Origin of the sequence: Streptomyces chromofuscus (genome assembly GCF_015160875.1) — a bacterium.
GTDB lineage: Bacteria > Actinomycetota > Actinomycetes > Streptomycetales > Streptomycetaceae > Streptomyces > Streptomyces chromofuscus.
In genome coordinates, this window is record NZ_CP063374.1 from 2632619 (window position 1) to 2649173 (window position 16555).

The 16555-nt window shown below is 73.2% G+C and carries 10 protein-coding genes; 5 read left to right on the forward strand and 5 right to left on the reverse strand.

What is annotated here, in order from left to right:
* The first annotated feature begins 45 nt into the window (after positions 1-45).
* From IPT68_RS11855 to IPT68_RS11865, 3 genes are all read left to right on the forward strand, one after another.
* Positions 46-1500: an FGGY family carbohydrate kinase gene (locus tag IPT68_RS11855; RefSeq protein ID WP_189698290.1), complete on the forward strand. Its 1455-nt coding sequence runs from the start codon at positions 46-48 to the stop codon at positions 1498-1500.
* Positions 1501-1628: 128 nt separating this feature from the next.
* Entirely contained in the window at positions 1629-3362 is a 1734-nt protein-coding gene (locus IPT68_RS11860; RefSeq protein WP_189698291.1) for an ABC transporter ATP-binding protein, read from the forward strand.
* Complete coding sequence (locus IPT68_RS11865; RefSeq protein ID WP_189698292.1) at positions 3362-5290, forward strand: ABC transporter ATP-binding protein; 1929 nt, start codon at positions 3362-3364, stop codon at positions 5288-5290. The genes IPT68_RS11860 and IPT68_RS11865 overlap by 1 nt, the downstream gene beginning before the upstream one ends.
* A 60-nt stretch (positions 5291-5350) precedes the next feature.
* Here the strand turns inward: IPT68_RS11865 and IPT68_RS11870 are convergent, their stop codons facing one another.
* From IPT68_RS11870 to IPT68_RS11890, 5 genes are all read right to left on the reverse strand, one after another.
* Complete coding sequence (locus tag IPT68_RS11870) at positions 5351-6679, reverse strand: RNA polymerase sigma factor (protein WP_189698293.1); 1329 nt, start codon at positions 6677-6679, stop codon at positions 5351-5353.
* 757 nt (positions 6680-7436) lie between these two features.
* Positions 7437-9335 (reverse strand): DNA primase, encoded by a 1899-nt coding sequence (gene dnaG, locus IPT68_RS11875; protein WP_189698294.1) that lies wholly within the window; start codon positions 9333-9335, stop codon positions 7437-7439.
* Between the two features lie 38 nt (positions 9336-9373).
* Positions 9374-10639 (reverse strand): NAD(P)/FAD-dependent oxidoreductase, encoded by a 1266-nt coding sequence (locus IPT68_RS11880; RefSeq protein WP_189698295.1) that lies wholly within the window; start codon positions 10637-10639, stop codon positions 9374-9376.
* A gap of 158 nt (positions 10640-10797) precedes the next feature.
* Positions 10798-12099, reverse strand: a complete 1302-nt coding sequence (locus IPT68_RS11885; RefSeq protein WP_189698296.1) for a deoxyguanosinetriphosphate triphosphohydrolase — start codon at positions 12097-12099, stop codon at positions 10798-10800.
* A 118-nt stretch (positions 12100-12217) separates the two neighbouring features.
* Complete coding sequence (locus IPT68_RS11890; RefSeq protein WP_189698297.1) at positions 12218-13000, reverse strand: sirohydrochlorin chelatase; 783 nt, start codon at positions 12998-13000, stop codon at positions 12218-12220.
* Between the two features lie 222 nt (positions 13001-13222).
* Here IPT68_RS11890 and IPT68_RS11895 point away from each other — a divergent pair, with 222 nt between their 5' ends.
* Together IPT68_RS11895 and IPT68_RS11900 are read left to right on the forward strand one after the other, a co-directional pair.
* Positions 13223-13906 (forward strand): SanA/YdcF family protein, encoded by a 684-nt coding sequence (locus IPT68_RS11895; protein WP_189698298.1) that lies wholly within the window; start codon positions 13223-13225, stop codon positions 13904-13906.
* A 311-nt stretch (positions 13907-14217) separates the two neighbouring features.
* Positions 14218-16527, forward strand: coding sequence for a molybdopterin oxidoreductase family protein (locus IPT68_RS11900; protein WP_189698299.1), 2310 nt, complete (start codon positions 14218-14220; stop codon positions 16525-16527).
* The last annotated feature ends 28 nt before the right edge of the window (positions 16528-16555 follow it).

Below are 16555 nucleotides of genomic sequence, written 5' to 3' on the forward strand. Positions count from 1 at the left end.
GTCTCCGCAGTCCGATTCGGCCCAGCGATACGGCAGAATTCCGGCATGGGGATAGTCGCCGGGTTGGACAGTTCGCCCGATTTCACTCGTATCGTCGTCTGCGACGCGGACACGGGAGCCGTGCTGCGGCAGGGCTACGCGCCGCATCCGGTGGAAGGCGCCGAGGGCACCGGGCGGCCCAGTGACGTCGACCCGCAGGCGTGGCTGCTGTCCCTGGGCGAGGCGGCCGGCGGTGGGCTGCTGGAGGGCGTGCAGGCCATCGGCGTGTCCGCGCAGCAGAACGCCCTCGTGCCGCTGGACGCGCAGGGCGGCACCGTACGGCCGGCGCTGGTCGGCGGGGACAGGCGGGCGCAGGTCGCCGCGGCCGATCTGATCGACGCGCTGGGCGGGCGTGAGGCGTGGGCGCAGGCCGTCGGGTGTGTGCCGCAGGCCGCCCAGCCGGTGACCAAGCTGCGCTGGCTCGCCCGGAACGAGCCGGAGAACGCCGCCCGGGTCGCCGTGCTGATGCAGGCGCACGACTGGCTGGTGTGGCAGTTGCTGGGCCGGCCGATCCGGCGCACCACCGACCGGGGCGGGGCCTCGGGGACCGGCTACTGGTCCGCCGCGACCGGCGGCTACCGGCCCGACCTGGTGGAACTGGCCCTCGGTCACCAGGTCGTGCTGCCCGAGGTCGTCGGGCCGTCCGACGCGGCCGGTACGACGCCGGAGGGGCTGCTGATCTCCGCCGGGACCGGCGAGACCATGGCGGCCGCCTTCGGGCTGGGCCTGGGCTTCGGGGACGCGGTCGTCTCCCTGGGCGCCTCCGGGTCGGTGATGGCCGTGCACCCCGAGGCGCTGCAGGACGGCACCGGGATGATCACCTCCCTCGCCGACGCCACCGGCATGCACCTGCCGGTCGTCACCACCCTGAACGCCGTGCGCACCCTGCGCGGCACCGCCGAACTGCTCGGGCTGCCCGACCTGGAGAGCCTGTCCGACCTGGCGCTGAAGTCGACGCCCGGCTCCCACGGCCTCGTACTGCTGCCCTACCTGGAGGGCGAGCGGACGCCCGCGCTGCCGCACACCGCGGGGACGCTGACGGGGCTCAGGCGGGAGTCGATGAAGGCGGAGCACCTGGCGCGGGCGGCCTTCGAGGGCATGCTGTGCGGGCTCGCGGACGCGCTCGACGTGCTGCGTGGGCGCGGGGTCGAGGTGCGGCGGGTCTTCCTGCTGGGGGCGGCGGCCGAGCTGCCGGCCGTGCAGGCCTCGGCGCCCTCGCTGTTCGGGGCCCAGGTCGTCGTGCCGCAGCCCGCGGACTACGCAGCGATCGGCGCGGCCCGGCAGGCGGCCTGGTCGCTCGGGGTGTCCCGGGGGACCCTCGACGCGCGTACCCCGCCGGCCTGGCAGGGGGCGGTCGCGCAGGTGCTCGAACCCGGCGAGGAGCTGGCCGTGGGGCAGGCGGTGCGCCAGCAGTACGTGTCGGTGCGGGAGCAGACGCATCCCGGGGCGTTCCGGCCGTAGCAGTCCCTCGGCGGGTCGGCGGCGGCCGACCCGCCGGGTTGATCGGTTGAGGTAACGCGGGTGGAGTGTCCGACGATAGGGGCCAGGGGCAACCAACCGGCCCCTACCGCCGACTCCGAGAGACCAGCGTGCTCATACGACTTCTGCGGACCTGTCTGAGGCCCTACAAGAAACCCATCGCCGTGCTGGTGCTGCTGCAGTTCCTGCAGACCTGCGCGACGCTCTACCTCCCCACGTTGAACGCCGGCATCATCGACAACGGTGTCGTCGACGGCGACACCGGTTACATCCTGTCCTTCGGTGCCGTGATGATCGGCATCTCGCTGGCGCAGGTGGTGTGCAACATCGGTGCCGTGTACTACGGCGCCCGCACCGCCGCGGCGCTCGGCCGGGACCTGCGGGCCGCCGTCTTCGACCGGGTGCAGTCCTTCTCCGCGCGTGAGGTCGGTCACTTCGGCGCGCCCTCACTGATCACCCGGACGACGAACGACGTGCAGCAGATCCAGATGCTGGCGCTGATGACGTTCACGCTGATGGTGTCGGCGCCGATCATGTGCGTGGGCGGCATCGTGCTGGCGCTCGGCCTCGACGTGCCGCTGTCCGGGGTGCTCGCCGCGGTGGTGCCCGTGCTGGGCGTCAGCGTGGCGCTGATCGTGCGGCGGCTGCGGCCGCTGTTCCGCGCCATGCAGGAGCGCCTGGACACGGCGAACCGGGTGCTGCGCGAGCAGATCACCGGCAACCGGGTGATCCGGGCCTTCGTACGCGACGAGTACGAACAGCACCGCTTCCGGAAGGCGAACGCCGAGCTGACGGAGATGTCGCTGGGCACCGGAAAGCTGCTCGCGCTGATGTTCCCGATCGTGATGACCGTGGTGAACCTCTCGTCCATCGCGGTGGTGTGGTTCGGCGCGCACCGGATCGCCGACGGCGGAATGGAGATCGGCGATCTGACGGCGTATCTCGCCTATCTGATGCAGATCGTGATGGCCGTGATGATGGCCACCTTCATGTTCATGATGGTGCCGCGCGCGGAGGTGTGCGCCGAGCGGATCCAGGAGGTGCTGGGGACCGAGTCCAGCGTCGTACCGCCGAAGGCGCCGGTGCGGGAGCTGCGACGGCACGGGCATCTGGAGATCCGCGGGGCCGGCTTCCGCTACCCGGGGGCCGAGGAGCCGGTGCTGAAGGGCGTCGACCTGGTCGCCCGGCCCGGTGAGACGACCGCCGTGATCGGTTCGACCGGCAGCGGCAAGTCCACCCTGCTGGGGCTCGTGCCCCGGCTGTTCGACGCCACGGAGGGGCAGGTGCTCGTCGACGGGGTGGACGTGCGCACCCTCGACCCGCAGGTGCTGGCCACGACCGTCGGACTGGTGCCGCAGAAGCCGTACCTCTTCGCGGGGACGGTCGCCACCAACCTGCGCTACGGCAACCCGGACGCGACCGACGAGGAGTTGTGGCACGCGCTGGAGGTGGCGCAGGCCAAGCCCTTCGTGGAACGGCTGGAGGGCGGGCTCGACGCGCCGGTCGCGCAAGGCGGCAGCAACGTCTCCGGCGGCCAGCGCCAGCGGCTCGCGATCGCGCGGACGCTGGTGCAGCGGCCGGAGATCTACCTCTTCGACGACTCCTTCTCCGCCCTCGACTACGCCACGGACGCCGCCCTGCGCGCGGCGCTCACCCGCGAGACGGCCCGGGCGACCGTCGTGATCGTCGCCCAGCGCGTGGCGACCATCCGGGACGCCGACCGGATCGTCGTCCTCGACGAGGGCCGTGTGGTGGGCACCGGGCGGCACCACGAGCTGATGACGGACAACGAGACCTACCGGGAGATCGTGCTCTCCCAGCTGACGGAAGCGGAGGCTGCCTGATGGCCGGTCCGATGGGGCGGATGATGGCCGGGACCGGCCCCGACCATCGCTCGCTGGACCTGCGGGGGTCGGGCCGGCGGCTGATCGGCCGGTTCCGGCCGGAGCGGCTGACCATCGGCGCGCTGCTGCTGTGCGTGGTGGTGAGCGTCGGGCTGTCCGTGATCGGCCCGAAGATCCTCGGGCACGCCACCGACCTGGTGTTCGCGGGGATCGTCGGGCGGGACATGCCGGCCGGGCAGAGCAAGGAGCAGGTCCTCGACGCCATGCGGGAGCGGGGCGACGGCGACATGGCCGACATGCTCCGCGGCACGGACTTCACCCCGGGCCAGGGCATCGACTTCGGCGCGGTGGGGGACGTACTGCTGCTGGCGCTCGCGGTGTTCGTGGCGGCGGGGCTGCTGATGGCGGTGGCGACGCGGCTGGTGAACCGGGCCGTCAACCGGACGATGTACCGGATGCGCGAGGACGTGCAGACGAAGCTGTCGCGGCTGCCGTTGTCGTACTTCGACCGGCGGCAGCGCGGTGAGGTGCTCAGCCGGGCGACGAACGACATCGACAACATCGGCCAGACCCTCCAGCAGTCGATGGGCCAGCTGATCAACTCGCTGCTGACCATCATCGGTGTGCTGGCGGTGATGTTCTGGGTGTCCTGGATCCTGGCGCTGGTGGCGCTGGTGACGGTGCCGCTGTCGCTGTACGTGGCGACGTACGTCGGCAAGCGGTCGCAGCCGCACTTCGTGCAGCAGTGGCGGACGACGGGCAAACTCAACGGGCACGTCGAGGAGATGTACACCGGGCACACGCTGGTGAAGGTGTTCGGGCGGCAGGAGGAGTCGGCGCGGCAGTTCGCCGAGCAGAACGAGGCGCTGTACGAGGCCGGGTTCCGGGCGCAGTTCAACAGCGGGGTGATGCAGCCGCTGATGTTGTTCGTGTCGAACCTCAACTACGTGCTGGTGGCGGTGGTCGGTGGGCTGCGGGTCGCCTCGGGTGCCCTGTCCATCGGCGATGTGCAGGCCTTCATCCAGTACTCGCGGCAGTTCTCGATGCCGCTGACGCAGATCGCGTCCATGGCGAACCTGGTGCAGTCCGGGGTGGCCTCCGCCGAGCGGGTCTTCGAACTCCTCGACGCGGACGAGCAGTCGGCGGACCCGGTGCCGGGGCTGCGGCCGAAGGAGCTGCGCGGGCGGGTGGCGCTCGAAGGGGTGTCCTTCCGGTACGACCCGGACAAGCCGCTGATCGAGGACCTGTCGCTGACGGTGGAACCCGGACAGACCGTCGCGATCGTCGGGCCGACCGGGGCGGGCAAGACCACGCTGGTGAACCTGCTGATGCGGTTCTACGAGGTGTCCGGCGGGCGGATCACGCTCGACGGGGCCGACATCGCCGGCATGTCCCGCGACGAACTGCGGTCCGCGATCGGGATGGTGCTCCAGGACACCTGGCTGTTCGGCGGGACGATCGCCGAGAACATCGCGTACGGGGCCGCGCGCGAGGTGACCCGGGGGGAGATCGAGGAGGCGGCGCGGGCGGCGCACGCGGACCGGTTCGTCCGGACGCTGCCGGACGGCTACGACACCGTGATCGACGACGAGGGGGCGGGGGTCAGCGCGGGCGAGAAGCAGCTCATCACGATCGCGCGGGCGTTCCTGTCCGATCCGGTGATCCTGGTGCTGGACGAGGCGACGTCCTCGGTGGACACCCGGACCGAGGTGCTGATCCAGAAGGCGATGGCCAAGCTGGCGCACGGGCGGACGTCGTTCGTCATCGCGCACCGGCTGTCGACGATCCGGGACGCGGACACGATCCTGGTGATGGAGAACGGGGCGATCGTCGAGCAGGGGGCGCACGCGGAGCTGCTGGCCGCGGACGGGGCCTACGCGCGCCTGTACCGGGCGCAGTTCGCGCAGGCGGTGGCCGAGGTGGACTGAGGCGGTCGCCCGCCCGGCGCCGGGGTGCCGCCGCGTCCACCACGGCGGCACCCCGCGGCCTCAGTCCAGGTAGCCCCGCAACTGGTCCGCGAAGGCGTGGTCCCTCAGCTTGTTCAGGGTCTTCGACTCGATCTGGCGTATGCGTTCGCGGGTGACGCCGAAGAGGCGGCCTATCTCCTCCAGGGTGCGCGGGCGGCCGTCGGCCAGGCCGTAGCGGAGCTGGACCACCTTCCGCTCCCGTTCCCCCAAGGTCGACAGGACGGCGTCCAGGTGCTGCCTGAGCAGGAGGAACGCGGCCGACTCGACGGGGCTGGCGGCGTCGCCGTCCTCGATCAGGTCGCCGAGCGCCACGTCGTCCTCCTCGCCGACGGGGGCGTGCAGGGAGACCGGCTCCTGCGCCAGGCGGAGCACCTCGCTGACCCGCTCGGGCGGGAGGTCGAGATGCGCGGCGACCTCCGCGGGGGTGGGTTCGTAGCCGCGTTCCTGGAGCATCCGGCGCTGCACGCGGACCACCCGGTTGATCAACTCGACCACGTGGACGGGGACCCGGATGGTGCGGGCCTGGTCGGCGAGGGCGCGGGACATGGCCTGGCGGATCCACCAGGTGGCGTAGGTGGAGAACTTGTAGCCGCGGGCGTAGTCGAACTTCTCGACCGCGCGGATGAGGCCGAGGTTGCCCTCCTGGACCAGGTCCAGCATGGTCAGGCCGCGGCCGACGTACCGCTTGGCGACCGAGACGACGAGCCGCAGGTTCGCCTCGATGAGGCGGCGTTTGGCCATCCGGCCCATGACGACCAGGCGGTCCAGGTCCAGGGCCAGTTCGGAGTCCAGGTCGGGGGTGCTGGTCAGCTTCTCCTCGGCGAACAGGCCGGCCTCGACGCGGCGGGCGAGCTCGACCTCCTCGGCGGCGCTGAGCAGCGGGATGCGGCCGATCTCACGCAGGTACTGGCGGAACAGGTCCGAGGAGGGACCGCCGGTGTCGGCCCGGCCGGGAGCGGGCGGCTCCACCGGCTCGGCCGGCTCGACGGGCTCCACCGGCCCGGCGGTTGCGGGAGCTCCGTCGGCGTCCGCGGGGTGCTCGACGGCTTCCGTGGCCTCCGGCGGGTCCGTCTCCGGGTGGAGCGCGACCCGGCTCTGCGGCGGCACGGCCACCAGCACGCCGGTCTCCGCGTCCGGGTCCGCGCCGTCCGTGGTGGTGTCGGTAGGGATGAGGGTCTGGGTCTGCACGGGGGCGACCTCCAGGGTGATCGCTGCTGAGGCGTACGGCAGCGCTGCTCGGGGGGCGGAGTCGGCGGCCTCGCCGCTGTCCGTCCCGTACGCGATGAGCGGAACCGCGGGGGTGAGGGACCCGTGGGGGACGGATCGGCCGCGCTCCGAGGACTCAGGCACCGGGACCCAGTGTGGGGTAAGACACATCTCCGCCACGAGGGGCGTGCGGTGACTTTTTGCGGTCGACCCGTGACGGCGCGGTCATCCCGGGGCGGTGGGGTGGCCGTCCCCGAGGCAGTGGGGTGGCCGTCCCCGAGGCGGTGAGGTGACCGTCCCCGAGGCAGTGGGGTGACCGTCCCCGTGGCAGTGGGGTGGCCGTCCCCGAGGCAGTGGGGTGGCCGTCCCCGAGGCAGTGGGGCGGCCGTCCCCGGGGCGGTGGGTGGTTGCCCTCGGGGCGGCAGGCAGTCACCACCCGCGGGGGCTTGGCCGTCGGCCCGGGCGCGGCGGGCGTCACCACCCGCGGGGGCGGGGCGGCCGGCCCGCGCGCGGCAGGCAGTCACCACCCGCGGGGGCTTGGCCGTCGGCCCGGGCGCGGCGGGCGTCACCACCCGCGGGGGCGGGGCGGCCGGCCCGCGCGCGGCAGGCAGTCACCACCCACGGGGGCGGGCAGCAGACCCGCGCGCGGCAGGCAGTCACCACCCACGGGGGCGGGCAGCAGACCCGCGCGCGGCAGGCAGTCACCACCCACGGGGGCGGGCAGCAGACCCGCGCGCGGCAGGCAGTCACCACCCACGGGGGCCGGGCGGCAGACCCGCGCGCGGCAGGCAGTCACCACCCGCGGGGGCTTGGCCGTCGGCCCGGGCGCGGCAGGCGGTCGCCACCCGGAGGGCTTGGCGGTCGAGTCAAGAAGAGGGTGGGGCAGTGGTTCGGGGTGGGCTCAGAGGGCCGCTGCGCCGTGTTCGCGGAGGGCCTGGCCGTACTGCTGGAGTACCCACAATTCGTTCTGCACCGACGCCAGTTGTGCCGGGTCGCCGTTCGTGCCCAGGCGGGTGAGGGTGCTCTGGATGTCCTGGATGCGGCGGTCGACGGCGCGGCGGCGGACCCAGACCAGTTGTTCTCCCGCGTACGCCTCGTCGACCGTGCGGCGCATGATCGCCTCCACCGCCAGTTCCGTGACCATCGCGCGGACCGTGTCGTCCGGGGCCGCCTCGCGGACCCCGACCAGGTACTGCTGCGGGTCCCGCGCGCCGTACTCCGCGCCGCCCGCGTCCAGGATGGCCTGGCGCACGGCGGCGTAGGGCGGGGCCGTGAACTCGTCGACGCCGTACGCGTCGAAGGCCGGGGAGACCAGCTCGGGGCGCTGGAGGGCGAGTTTGAGCAGCTCGCGTTCGGTGGCGTGGACGGGGTTGCGCAGGTTGAGCGCCGGGCCGGAGTGGACCGGCGCGGCGGGACCGTCGTAGGGCTGCTGCGGTCGGGCCGGCGCCGGCCCCTTGCCGCCCCGGTCGCGCGCCCAACGGGCCAGCTGCGCCACCCGCTTGACCACGAACTGCGTGTCCAGGATGCCCAGCAGGCCGGCGAGCTGGACGGCGACCTCGTGCTGCGCGCCGCTGTTCTTGATGCGGGCGACGATCGGGGCGGCCTCGTCCAGCGCCGCCGCGCGGCCGGCCGGGGTGTCCAGGTCGTACCGGCCGACGATCTGGCGCAGCGCGAACTCGAAGAGCGGGGTGCGCGGTTCGACCAGGTCGGCGACCGCCTCGTCGCCCTTCATCAGGCGCAGGTCGCAGGGGTCCATGCCGTCCGGGGCGATCGCGATGTAGGTCTCGGCGGCGAACTTCTGGTCGTCCTCGAACGCCCGCAGCGCCGCCTTCTGGCCGGCCGCGTCGCCGTCGAAGGTGAAGATCACCCGGGCCGAGCCGTTGTCCATGAGGAGGCGGCGCAGGATCTTGATGTGGTCGCCGCCGAAGGCCGTGCCGCAGGTGGCGATGGCGGTGGTCACGCCCGCGATGTGGCAGGCCATGACGTCCGTGTAACCCTCGACGACCACCGCGCGGCTCGTCTTGGCGATCTCCTTCTTCGCCAGGTCGATGCCGTACAGGACCTGGGACTTCTTGTAGATCGCCGTCTCCGGCGTGTTGAGGTACTTGGGGCCGTTGTCCGCCTCGTACAGCTTGCGGGCGCCGAAGCCGACCACCTCGCCGCCGATGTCCCGGATCGGCCACATCAGACGGCCGCGGAAGCGGTCGATGGGGCCGCGGCGGCCCTCCTGGGAGAGGCCGGAGAGGAGCAGCTCCTTGTCGGTGAAGCCCTTGCCGCGGAGGTGGCGGGTGAGGTGGTCCCAGCCCTGGGGGCTATAGCCGACGCCGAAGTGGACGGCCGCCGACTGGTCGAAGCCGCGTTCGGCGAGGAAGACGCGGCCGGTCTCCGCCTCGGGGCTGGTGGCGAGCTGCTCGGCGTACCACTCGGCGGCGATCTTGTGGGCCTCGACCAGGCGGATGCGTTCGCCTCGCTGGTGGCCGGGGTGGTAGCCGCCCTCCTCGTAGCGCAGGGTGATGCCGGCCTGGGCGGCGAGGCGCTCGACCGCCTCCGAGAAGGACAGGTGGTCGACCTTCATCACGAAGGTGATGGTGTCGCCGCCCTCCTGGCAGCCGAAGCAGTGGAAGAGTCCCTTGCTCGGGCTGACCTGGAAGGACGGCGACTTCTCGTCGTGGAAGGGGCACAGGCCCTTGAGGTTGCCGCCACCCGCGTTGCGTAGCTGGAGGTACTCGGACACGACGGCGTCGATCGGGACCGCGTCCCGTACCGCCTTCACGTCCTCGTCGTTGATCCGTCCTGCCACGAAATGATTCTACGGGGACGCGGTGACACTCCCGTCGGCTACGGGACGAGGTCGCCCAGCGGTACGTGCGGGTCTGCCAGGGCGTCCGTGTCCACCCGCGCCCGCGAGCGGATCAGGTTCTGGATCGGCTCTGTGACATCCCACACGTTCACGTTCATCCCGGCCAGCACCCGGCCCTCCGCGAGCCAGAACGCGACGAACTCCCGCTTCCCGGCGTCCCCGCGGATCAGCACCTGGTCGTAGGAGCCGGGCGGCGCCCACCCGGAGTACTCCATGCCGAGGTCGTACTGGTCGGAGAAGAAGTAGGGCACGCGGTCGTACGTCACCGGCTCTCCCAGCATGGCCCTGGCCGCCGCCGGGCCGCCGTTGAGCGCGTTCGCCCAGTGCTCCACGCGGATCCGGGTGTCGAACAGGGCGTGCGGGAAGGCGGCCACGTCACCGGTGGCGAAGATGTCGGGGTCGGAGGTGCGCAGCCGCTCGTCGACGGCGACGCCGCCGCCGTACGCCCGGTCCGCGATCTCCAGGCCCGCCGCCTCGGCGAGGGCGGTGCGGGGGGCGGCGCCGATCGCGGCGAGGACGTCGTGCGCCGGGTGCTCCTCGCCGTCGTCGGTGCGGGCGGCCAGCACCATGCCGTCCTGGCCGACGATCTCCGTCAGCCGGACCCCGAAGCGGAAGCGGACACCGTGGTCGCGGTGCAGCTCGGCGAAGAGGGCGCCCAGCTCGGGACCGAGCACGCCGTGCAGCGGGGTCGGCTCCGGTTCGACGACGGTGACCTCCGCGCCGTACTGCCGCGCCGCCGCCGCGACCTCCAGGCCGATCCAGCCCGCGCCGGCGATGACCAAGTGGCCGTTGTCCCGGCCCAGCGAGTGCAGGACGCCGCGCAGCCGGTCGGAGTGCGCGAGGCGGCGCAGGTGGTGCACGCCGGCCAGGTCGGTGCCGGGGATGTTCAGGCGGCGGGGCTCGGCTCCGGTGGCCAGCAGCAGCTTGTCGTACCGGACGACGGTGCCGTCCTCGCCGAAGCGGACCGTCTTCGCCGTGCGGTCGATCGCGTCGACGGTCTGGCCGAGGTGCAGCTCGACGTCGTTCTGCGCGTACCAGGCGGGTTCGTGCACGAAGACGCTGTCGCGTTCCTCCTTGCCGAGCAGATAGCCCTTCGACAGGGCCGGGCGTTCGTACGGGTGGTCGCGTTCGTCGCAGATCAGTATGACCCGGCCGTTGAAGCCCTCCGCCCGCAGCGTCTCGGCCGCCTTCGCGCCGGCGAGCCCTCCTCCGACGATGACGAACGTCTGATCCGCGTCGACCACTTGATGCCTCCTCGTAAACGTGCCGCCCCGTGCGAGTTCATCGTCCCGCCATATGCGAGCGTCCCGCACGGAGCGTGATGGGGGAAGAGGGAGTGCCCCGATCAGGCCACGCAGGGTCACCTTCGGGCTCCCACGGGATCACCCGCGTCGCGCCAGTCTCACAGGTGCCCGGTCAGCCTCACGTGCAGCGACCGCGCCGAGGCGTCCGTCAGCGACGCGATCTGGTCGACGATCACCCGTTTGCGGGCCCGGTCGTCGGGGGCGTGGTCGAACAGGGCGCGGAACTGCGGGTCCAGTCCGTCCGGGGCGCGGGCGGTGAGCGCCTCGGCCAGTTCCGCGACGACCACCCGCTGGTCGGCGCGGAGCCGGGCCTGTTCGGCGCGCTGCATGACGTACCGGTCGGCGACCGCCTTCAGCACCGCGCACTCCATCCGGGTCTCGCGCGGTACGACCAGTTCGGCGCCGTACCTGGTGAGCCGGCCGCCGCCGTACGCCTCGCGGGTGGCTCCCTCGGCCGCCAGGCAGAAGCGGCCGATGAGCTGGCTGGTGGCGTCCTTGAGGCGGGCCTGGGCGACGGCCGTGCCGTCGTAGCCGTGCGGCCACCACTCCTCGTCGAGGAGCCGGTCGAGAGCGGCGGCGAGTTCGGCGGGCTCGGTGTCGGCGGGGACGTACCGGCCGACGGCGACCTCGAACACCGCCTGCCGTTCCGGCTCCGCGTGCAGGCAGTTGGGGTCGATGTGCCCGGCGTGCAGGCCGTCCTCGACGTCGTGCACCGAGTACGCCACGTCGTCCGACCAGTCCATGACCTGGGCCTCGAAGCAGGTGCGGGTGCCGGGGGCGTCCTTGCGGGCCCAGTCGAACACCGGGCGGTCGTCCTCGTACACACCGAACTTCGGGGAGGCCGGGTCGGTGGGGTGGGCGCCGCGCGGCCAGGGGTACTTGGTGGCGGCGTCGAGGGCGGCGCGGGTGAGGTTGAGGCCGACGGAGCCCTCCGGGGTGAAGCGTTTGGGCTCGATGCGGGTGAGGAGTCTGAGGGACTGGGCGTTGCCCTCGAAGCCGCCGCAGTCCTCGGCGAACTCGTTGAGGGCCTGTTCGCCGTTGTGACCGAAGGGCGGGTGGCCGAGGTCGTGCGAGAGGCAGGCGGCTTCGACCAGGTCGGGGTCGCAGCCGAGGGCCGCGCCCAGTTCGCGGCCGACCTGGGCGCATTCCAGGGAGTGGGTGAGGCGGGTGCGGGGGCTGGGGTCCCAGGCCGCGCTGCTCGTCCCTCCGGGGGTCACCACCTGCGTCTTGCCGGCGAGTCTTCTCAGTGCGGCGGAGTGGAGGATGCGGGCGCGGTCGCGCTGGAAGGCTGTGCGGCCGGGGCGTTTGTCGGGCTCGGGGGCCCAGCGTTCGACCGACGTCGGGTCGTAGCCGGGGGGTGGGACGTGGTTCTCCTGCGGCTGCTGTGCGGTGCCTTCCATGACTCGACAGTAAGCGCAGGGGGTGACAACCGCGTACGCGTCCGCCGGGTCATGTCGTGGGACGGGTGCGGGTCGTGGGGGCCGGCCGCGCCCCTGGGGACGTGCCCGTTGCGGCGTCTCAGGCCGATGCCGGCAGTGGTTGCCGTGCCTCCGTCCTCGACCTCGCCTCCTCGTAACGGGCGAGGACCAGGCGGGCCATGAGGGGGTGGGCGCCCAGGGGGGCCGCCGCGATGCCCGGTGCTGCCTGCGCGCACTCCGTCGCGAAGCGGCCCGGAGCCGTGAAGTACGAGGCCAGCACTATGTCGTGGCGGCCCTCGGACCTGAGGAGGCGGATCGCCTCCGGCACCGTGGGGGACGCGGCCGACGCGTAGGCCGGCCGGACCGGGACGCCCAGGCGGGCGGAGAGCAGCGCCGCCGTGCGGCCCGTGTCGGTCGCGGCGTCGGGGTCGCGGGAGCCGGCCGCGGCGAGGACCACGGCGGACGGGCGGCGGCCGGACCGTGTCGCGGGGATGCGCAGGCCCGCCTCGGCCAGACGGGCGCACAGGGTGTCCACCAGCAGCGGGTGCGGGCCGAGCGGTGCGGCCACGCGGGTGCGGGCCGGTGCCGCGGCGGCCATCTCGGGGATGTCCTGCTTGATGTGGTAGCCGCGGCTGAGCAGGAGCGGTACGAGGATCGCCTCGTCGTCGCCGAGGGCGGCGAGGGTGTCGGGCAGCAGGGGCTCGTTCAGCTCGATGTGGCCCAGCCGCACGCGCAGGCCGGGGCGCAGCTCGCGGATCCGGTCGAGGAGGGTGTGGACCGTGGCGAGGGTGCGGGGGTCGCGGCTGCCGTGGGCCACCAGGACCAGCGCCGGGGAGCCGGGGCGGCGGTCGGACTCGTCGTGAAGCGGGAGCAACGCCGTCATGAACCGATCGTTGCGCGGCCACGTTGCCGACCCGTTGCGCGGGCGTCACGGGTGTTTTCGTCGGGTTCACCGTGCGGTGGTGGGAGTGTGTGAGGCCGGGTGACCTGGCCTTACGAAGGCCGGGGTGACAGCGGTCACGCAACCCGGCCGCCTCGCGGAGCGTCTTGTTCGTGTCGAGACCGACGGGTCGCCGACGTGTCGGAGCCGACGGGAGGGCATCCCATGAAGATCCGCCGACCGCGTCCGCCGCGCACCCGGGCCGGGCAGCGGCGACTCGTGCAGGCGCTGCTCGCGGGCTGCGTGCTCGCCCTGGCGCCGTCGACGTGGACGCACGTGACCACGGACGACCGGCTGCGTACGACGGCGGACGCGCCCCGCACCGACGTGGCGGTGGTCTTCGGGGCGGGCCTGTGGAACGGCGAGCCGTCGCCGTACCTCGCCCACCGTCTCGACGCGGCGGCCGAGCTGTATCGCGCGGGACGGGTGGAGGTGGTGCTCGTGAGCGGCGACAACAGCCGTGCGGACTACGACGAGCCGGACGCCATGCGGGCCTATCTCACCCGGCAGGGCGTCCCGGACGCCCGGATCGTCAGCGACTACGCGGGGTTCGACACGTGGGACTCCTGCGTGCGGGCCCGGAAGATCTTCGGGGTGGACGAGGCCGTGCTGATCAGCCAGGGCTTCCACATCCGGCGGGCGGTCGCGCTGTGCGAGGCGGCGGGGGTCGTGTCGTACGGCGTCGGGGTGGACGAGCGGCACGACGCGACCTGGTACTACGGGGGTGTCCGGGAGATCCTCGCGGCGGGAAAGGGCGCCCTGGACGTCGTCTTCAGGCCCGATCCGCGCTTCCTGGGGCCCCGGGAGCCGGGCGTGGAGCGGGCCCTGGCGGCGGACGGGCAGGAGTGACGGGCCCGACCGAATCTTGACCGGATCTGGTCGGTGAGCTGCGGCTTTCGGGCCGTTCTGAGAACGGGCCGCTGTGCCGGGGTTGCTCACTCGGGCGTGCGACGAACGGATCGCGCATCTCCGTAGTCACTCCCTCACGGATGGCGTCGCTCGTGGGCCGCGCCACCCGGACCGACGACCGCGACGGGTGCCGAAGCGGCCGCGCGGCCGGGTGCCTCACGGCGGCCGGGCCCCGGCGGGGAGATCACCGTCGCGCCCGTGTAACAAGGAGCCGTCGCGGCACGTAACACGGCGGACGCACGCTGACGTGCATGGAAACCTCCGCGACGCCCACGCACTGCCCGTACTGCGCCCTGCAGTGCGGGATGAACCTCGCACCCGCCCCGGACGGGACGGTGGAGGTGACCGAGCGCGCGGACTTCCCGGTGAACCGGGGCGCACTGTGCGGCAAGGGCCGTACGGCGCCGGCGGTGCTGTCCTCACGGGTGCGGCTGACCTCGCCCCTGGTGCGCGAGGGGGGCGCCCTGGTGCCCGCGACCTGGGACGAGGCACTGGACCGGATCGCCGAGCGGCTGTCCGCCGTCCGGTCGGCGCACGGGCCGGACGCGCTGGGTGTGTTCGGCGGGGGCGGGCTGACGAACGAGAAGGCGTACACGCTCGGCAAGTTCGCGCGGATCGTGCTGGGCACCTCCCAGATCGACTACAACGGGCGGTTCTGCATGTCGTCGGCCGCGGCGGCCGGGACGAAGGCCTTCGGGCTGGACCGGGGGCTGCCGTTCCCGCTGGAGGACATCCCCAGGACGGGGTGCGTGATCCTCGTCGGGTCGAACCTCGCGGAGACCATGCCGCCCGCGCTGCGGTACCTGACCGAGCTGAAGGACAACGGCGGCACGCTCATCGTGGTCGACCCGCGCCGCACCAGGACCGCCGAACAGGCCGACCTGCACCTCGCGCCCCGCCCGGGGACCGATCTCGCGCTCGCGCTGGGGCTGCTGCACCTGATCGTCGCCGAGGGACGGACCGACGAGGAGTACATCCGCGAGCGCACCACCGGCTGGGAGGACGCCCGCGCCGCGGCGATGGCGCACTGGCCGGAGTACGTGGAGCGGATCACCGGCGTGCCGGTGCCCGAACTGCGCGAGGCCGTACGGCTGTTCTGCGAGCCCCGGGCCGCGATGGTGCTCACCGCGCGGGGACCGGAGCAGCACTCCAAGGGCACGGACACGGTGGGCGCGTGGATCAACCTGTGCCTGGCGACCGGCCGCGCGGGCCGCCCCCTGTCCGGGTACGGCTGCCTCACCGGGCAGGGCAACGGGCAGGGCGGGCGCGAACACGGCCAGAAGGCCGACCAGTTGCCCGGCTACCGCAAGCTGACCGACCCGGCGGCGCGACGGCACGTGGCCGAGGTGTGGGGTGTCGACCCGGACAGCCTGCCGGGGCCCGGCCGCAGCGCCTACGAGCTGCTGGACGCGCTCGGCACCGACATCCGGGCGCTGCTGCTGATGGGCTCCAACCCGGTGGTGTCCGCGCCGCGCGCCGCGCACGTCGAGGAGCGCGTCAGGTCCCTCGACTTCCTCGCCGTGTGCGACGTGGTGCTGTCCGAGACGGCGGCCCTCGCGGACGTCGTGCTGCCGGTGACGCAGTGGGCGGAGGAGACCGGCACGACGACCAACCTGGAGGGCCGGGTGCTGCTGCGGCGGCAGGCGATCACCCCGCCGCGGGGCGTCCGCAGCGACCTGGAGGTCATGCACGAACTGGCCGCGCGGCTGGGCGTGGAGAAGGGTTTCCCGACCGACCCCGAGGAGGTCTTCGAAGAACTGCGCCGGGCCAGTGCGGGCGGGCCCGCCGACTACTCGGGGATCACCTACCGCCGGCTGGCGCGCGAGAACGGGGTGTTCTGGCCGTGCCCCGCACCGCCGGAGGATGCGGGCGACCGAGCGGACGCGGGGCCGGGCGGTGGCGGTACGGGTCCCGGCGGTGGCGGTGCGAACTCGGGCAGCGGCGGTGCGGTCCCGGGCGGTGGCGGTGCGCACTCGGACGGGGTCGACGACGCCGAGGACGCCGCCCTCGACGTGCGCCGGCCGGACGACCCGGCGCAGGACGACGACGCCCCGGGCGTCCACCCCGGCAGCCCGCGCCTGTTCCTCGACCGGTTCGCCACCGACGACGGCCGCGCCCGGTTCGCGCCGGTCTCGCACCGGGCCGTCGCCGAGGAACCCGACGCCGAGTACCCGGTGCTGCTGACGACCGGGCGGGTCGTGGCCCAGTACCAGTCCGGCGCCCAGACCCGGCGGGTCGACGAGCTGAACGCCGCCGCGCCCGGCCCGTTCGTGGAGCTGCACCCGCGGCTGGCGCGGCGGCTGGGCGCGGCCGAGGGCGACCCGGTGGCGGTCGTGTCCCGGCGGGGCCGCGCGGTGGCACCGGCGCGGATCACCACGTCGATCCGCCCGGACACCGTCTTCATGCCGTTCCACTGGCCGGGCGAGGGCCGCGCCAACACCCTCACCAACCCGGCGCTGGACCCGACCTCCCGCATGCCGGAGTTCAAGGCCTGTGCGGTGCGAGTGGAAGCGGTGAAGGCCGTGAAGGCGACGGGAGCCATCGAGGCGGCGCAGGCGTAGGCGAAGGCGCCGCAGGCGCCGCGAGGCC

What these genes read in the sequence shown, in the direction of transcription:
- IPT68_RS11855 (WP_189698290.1), top strand. Translation starts at nt 46, where the DNA reads ATGGGGATAGTCGCCGGGTTGGACAGTTCGCCCGATTTCACTCGTATC.
- IPT68_RS11865 (WP_189698292.1), top strand. Translation starts at nt 3,362, where the DNA reads ATGGCCGGTCCGATGGGGCGGATGATGGCCGGGACCGGCCCCGACCAT.
- IPT68_RS11885 (WP_189698296.1), bottom strand. Translation starts at nt 12,099, where the DNA reads ATGGAAGGCACCGCACAGCAGCCGCAGGAGAACCACGTCCCACCCCCC.
- IPT68_RS11890 (WP_189698297.1), bottom strand. Translation starts at nt 13,000, where the DNA reads ATGACGGCGTTGCTCCCGCTTCACGACGAGTCCGACCGCCGCCCCGGC.
- IPT68_RS11895 (WP_189698298.1), top strand. Translation starts at nt 13,223, where the DNA reads ATGAAGATCCGCCGACCGCGTCCGCCGCGCACCCGGGCCGGGCAGCGG.
- IPT68_RS11900 (WP_189698299.1), top strand. Translation starts at nt 14,218, where the DNA reads ATGGAAACCTCCGCGACGCCCACGCACTGCCCGTACTGCGCCCTGCAG.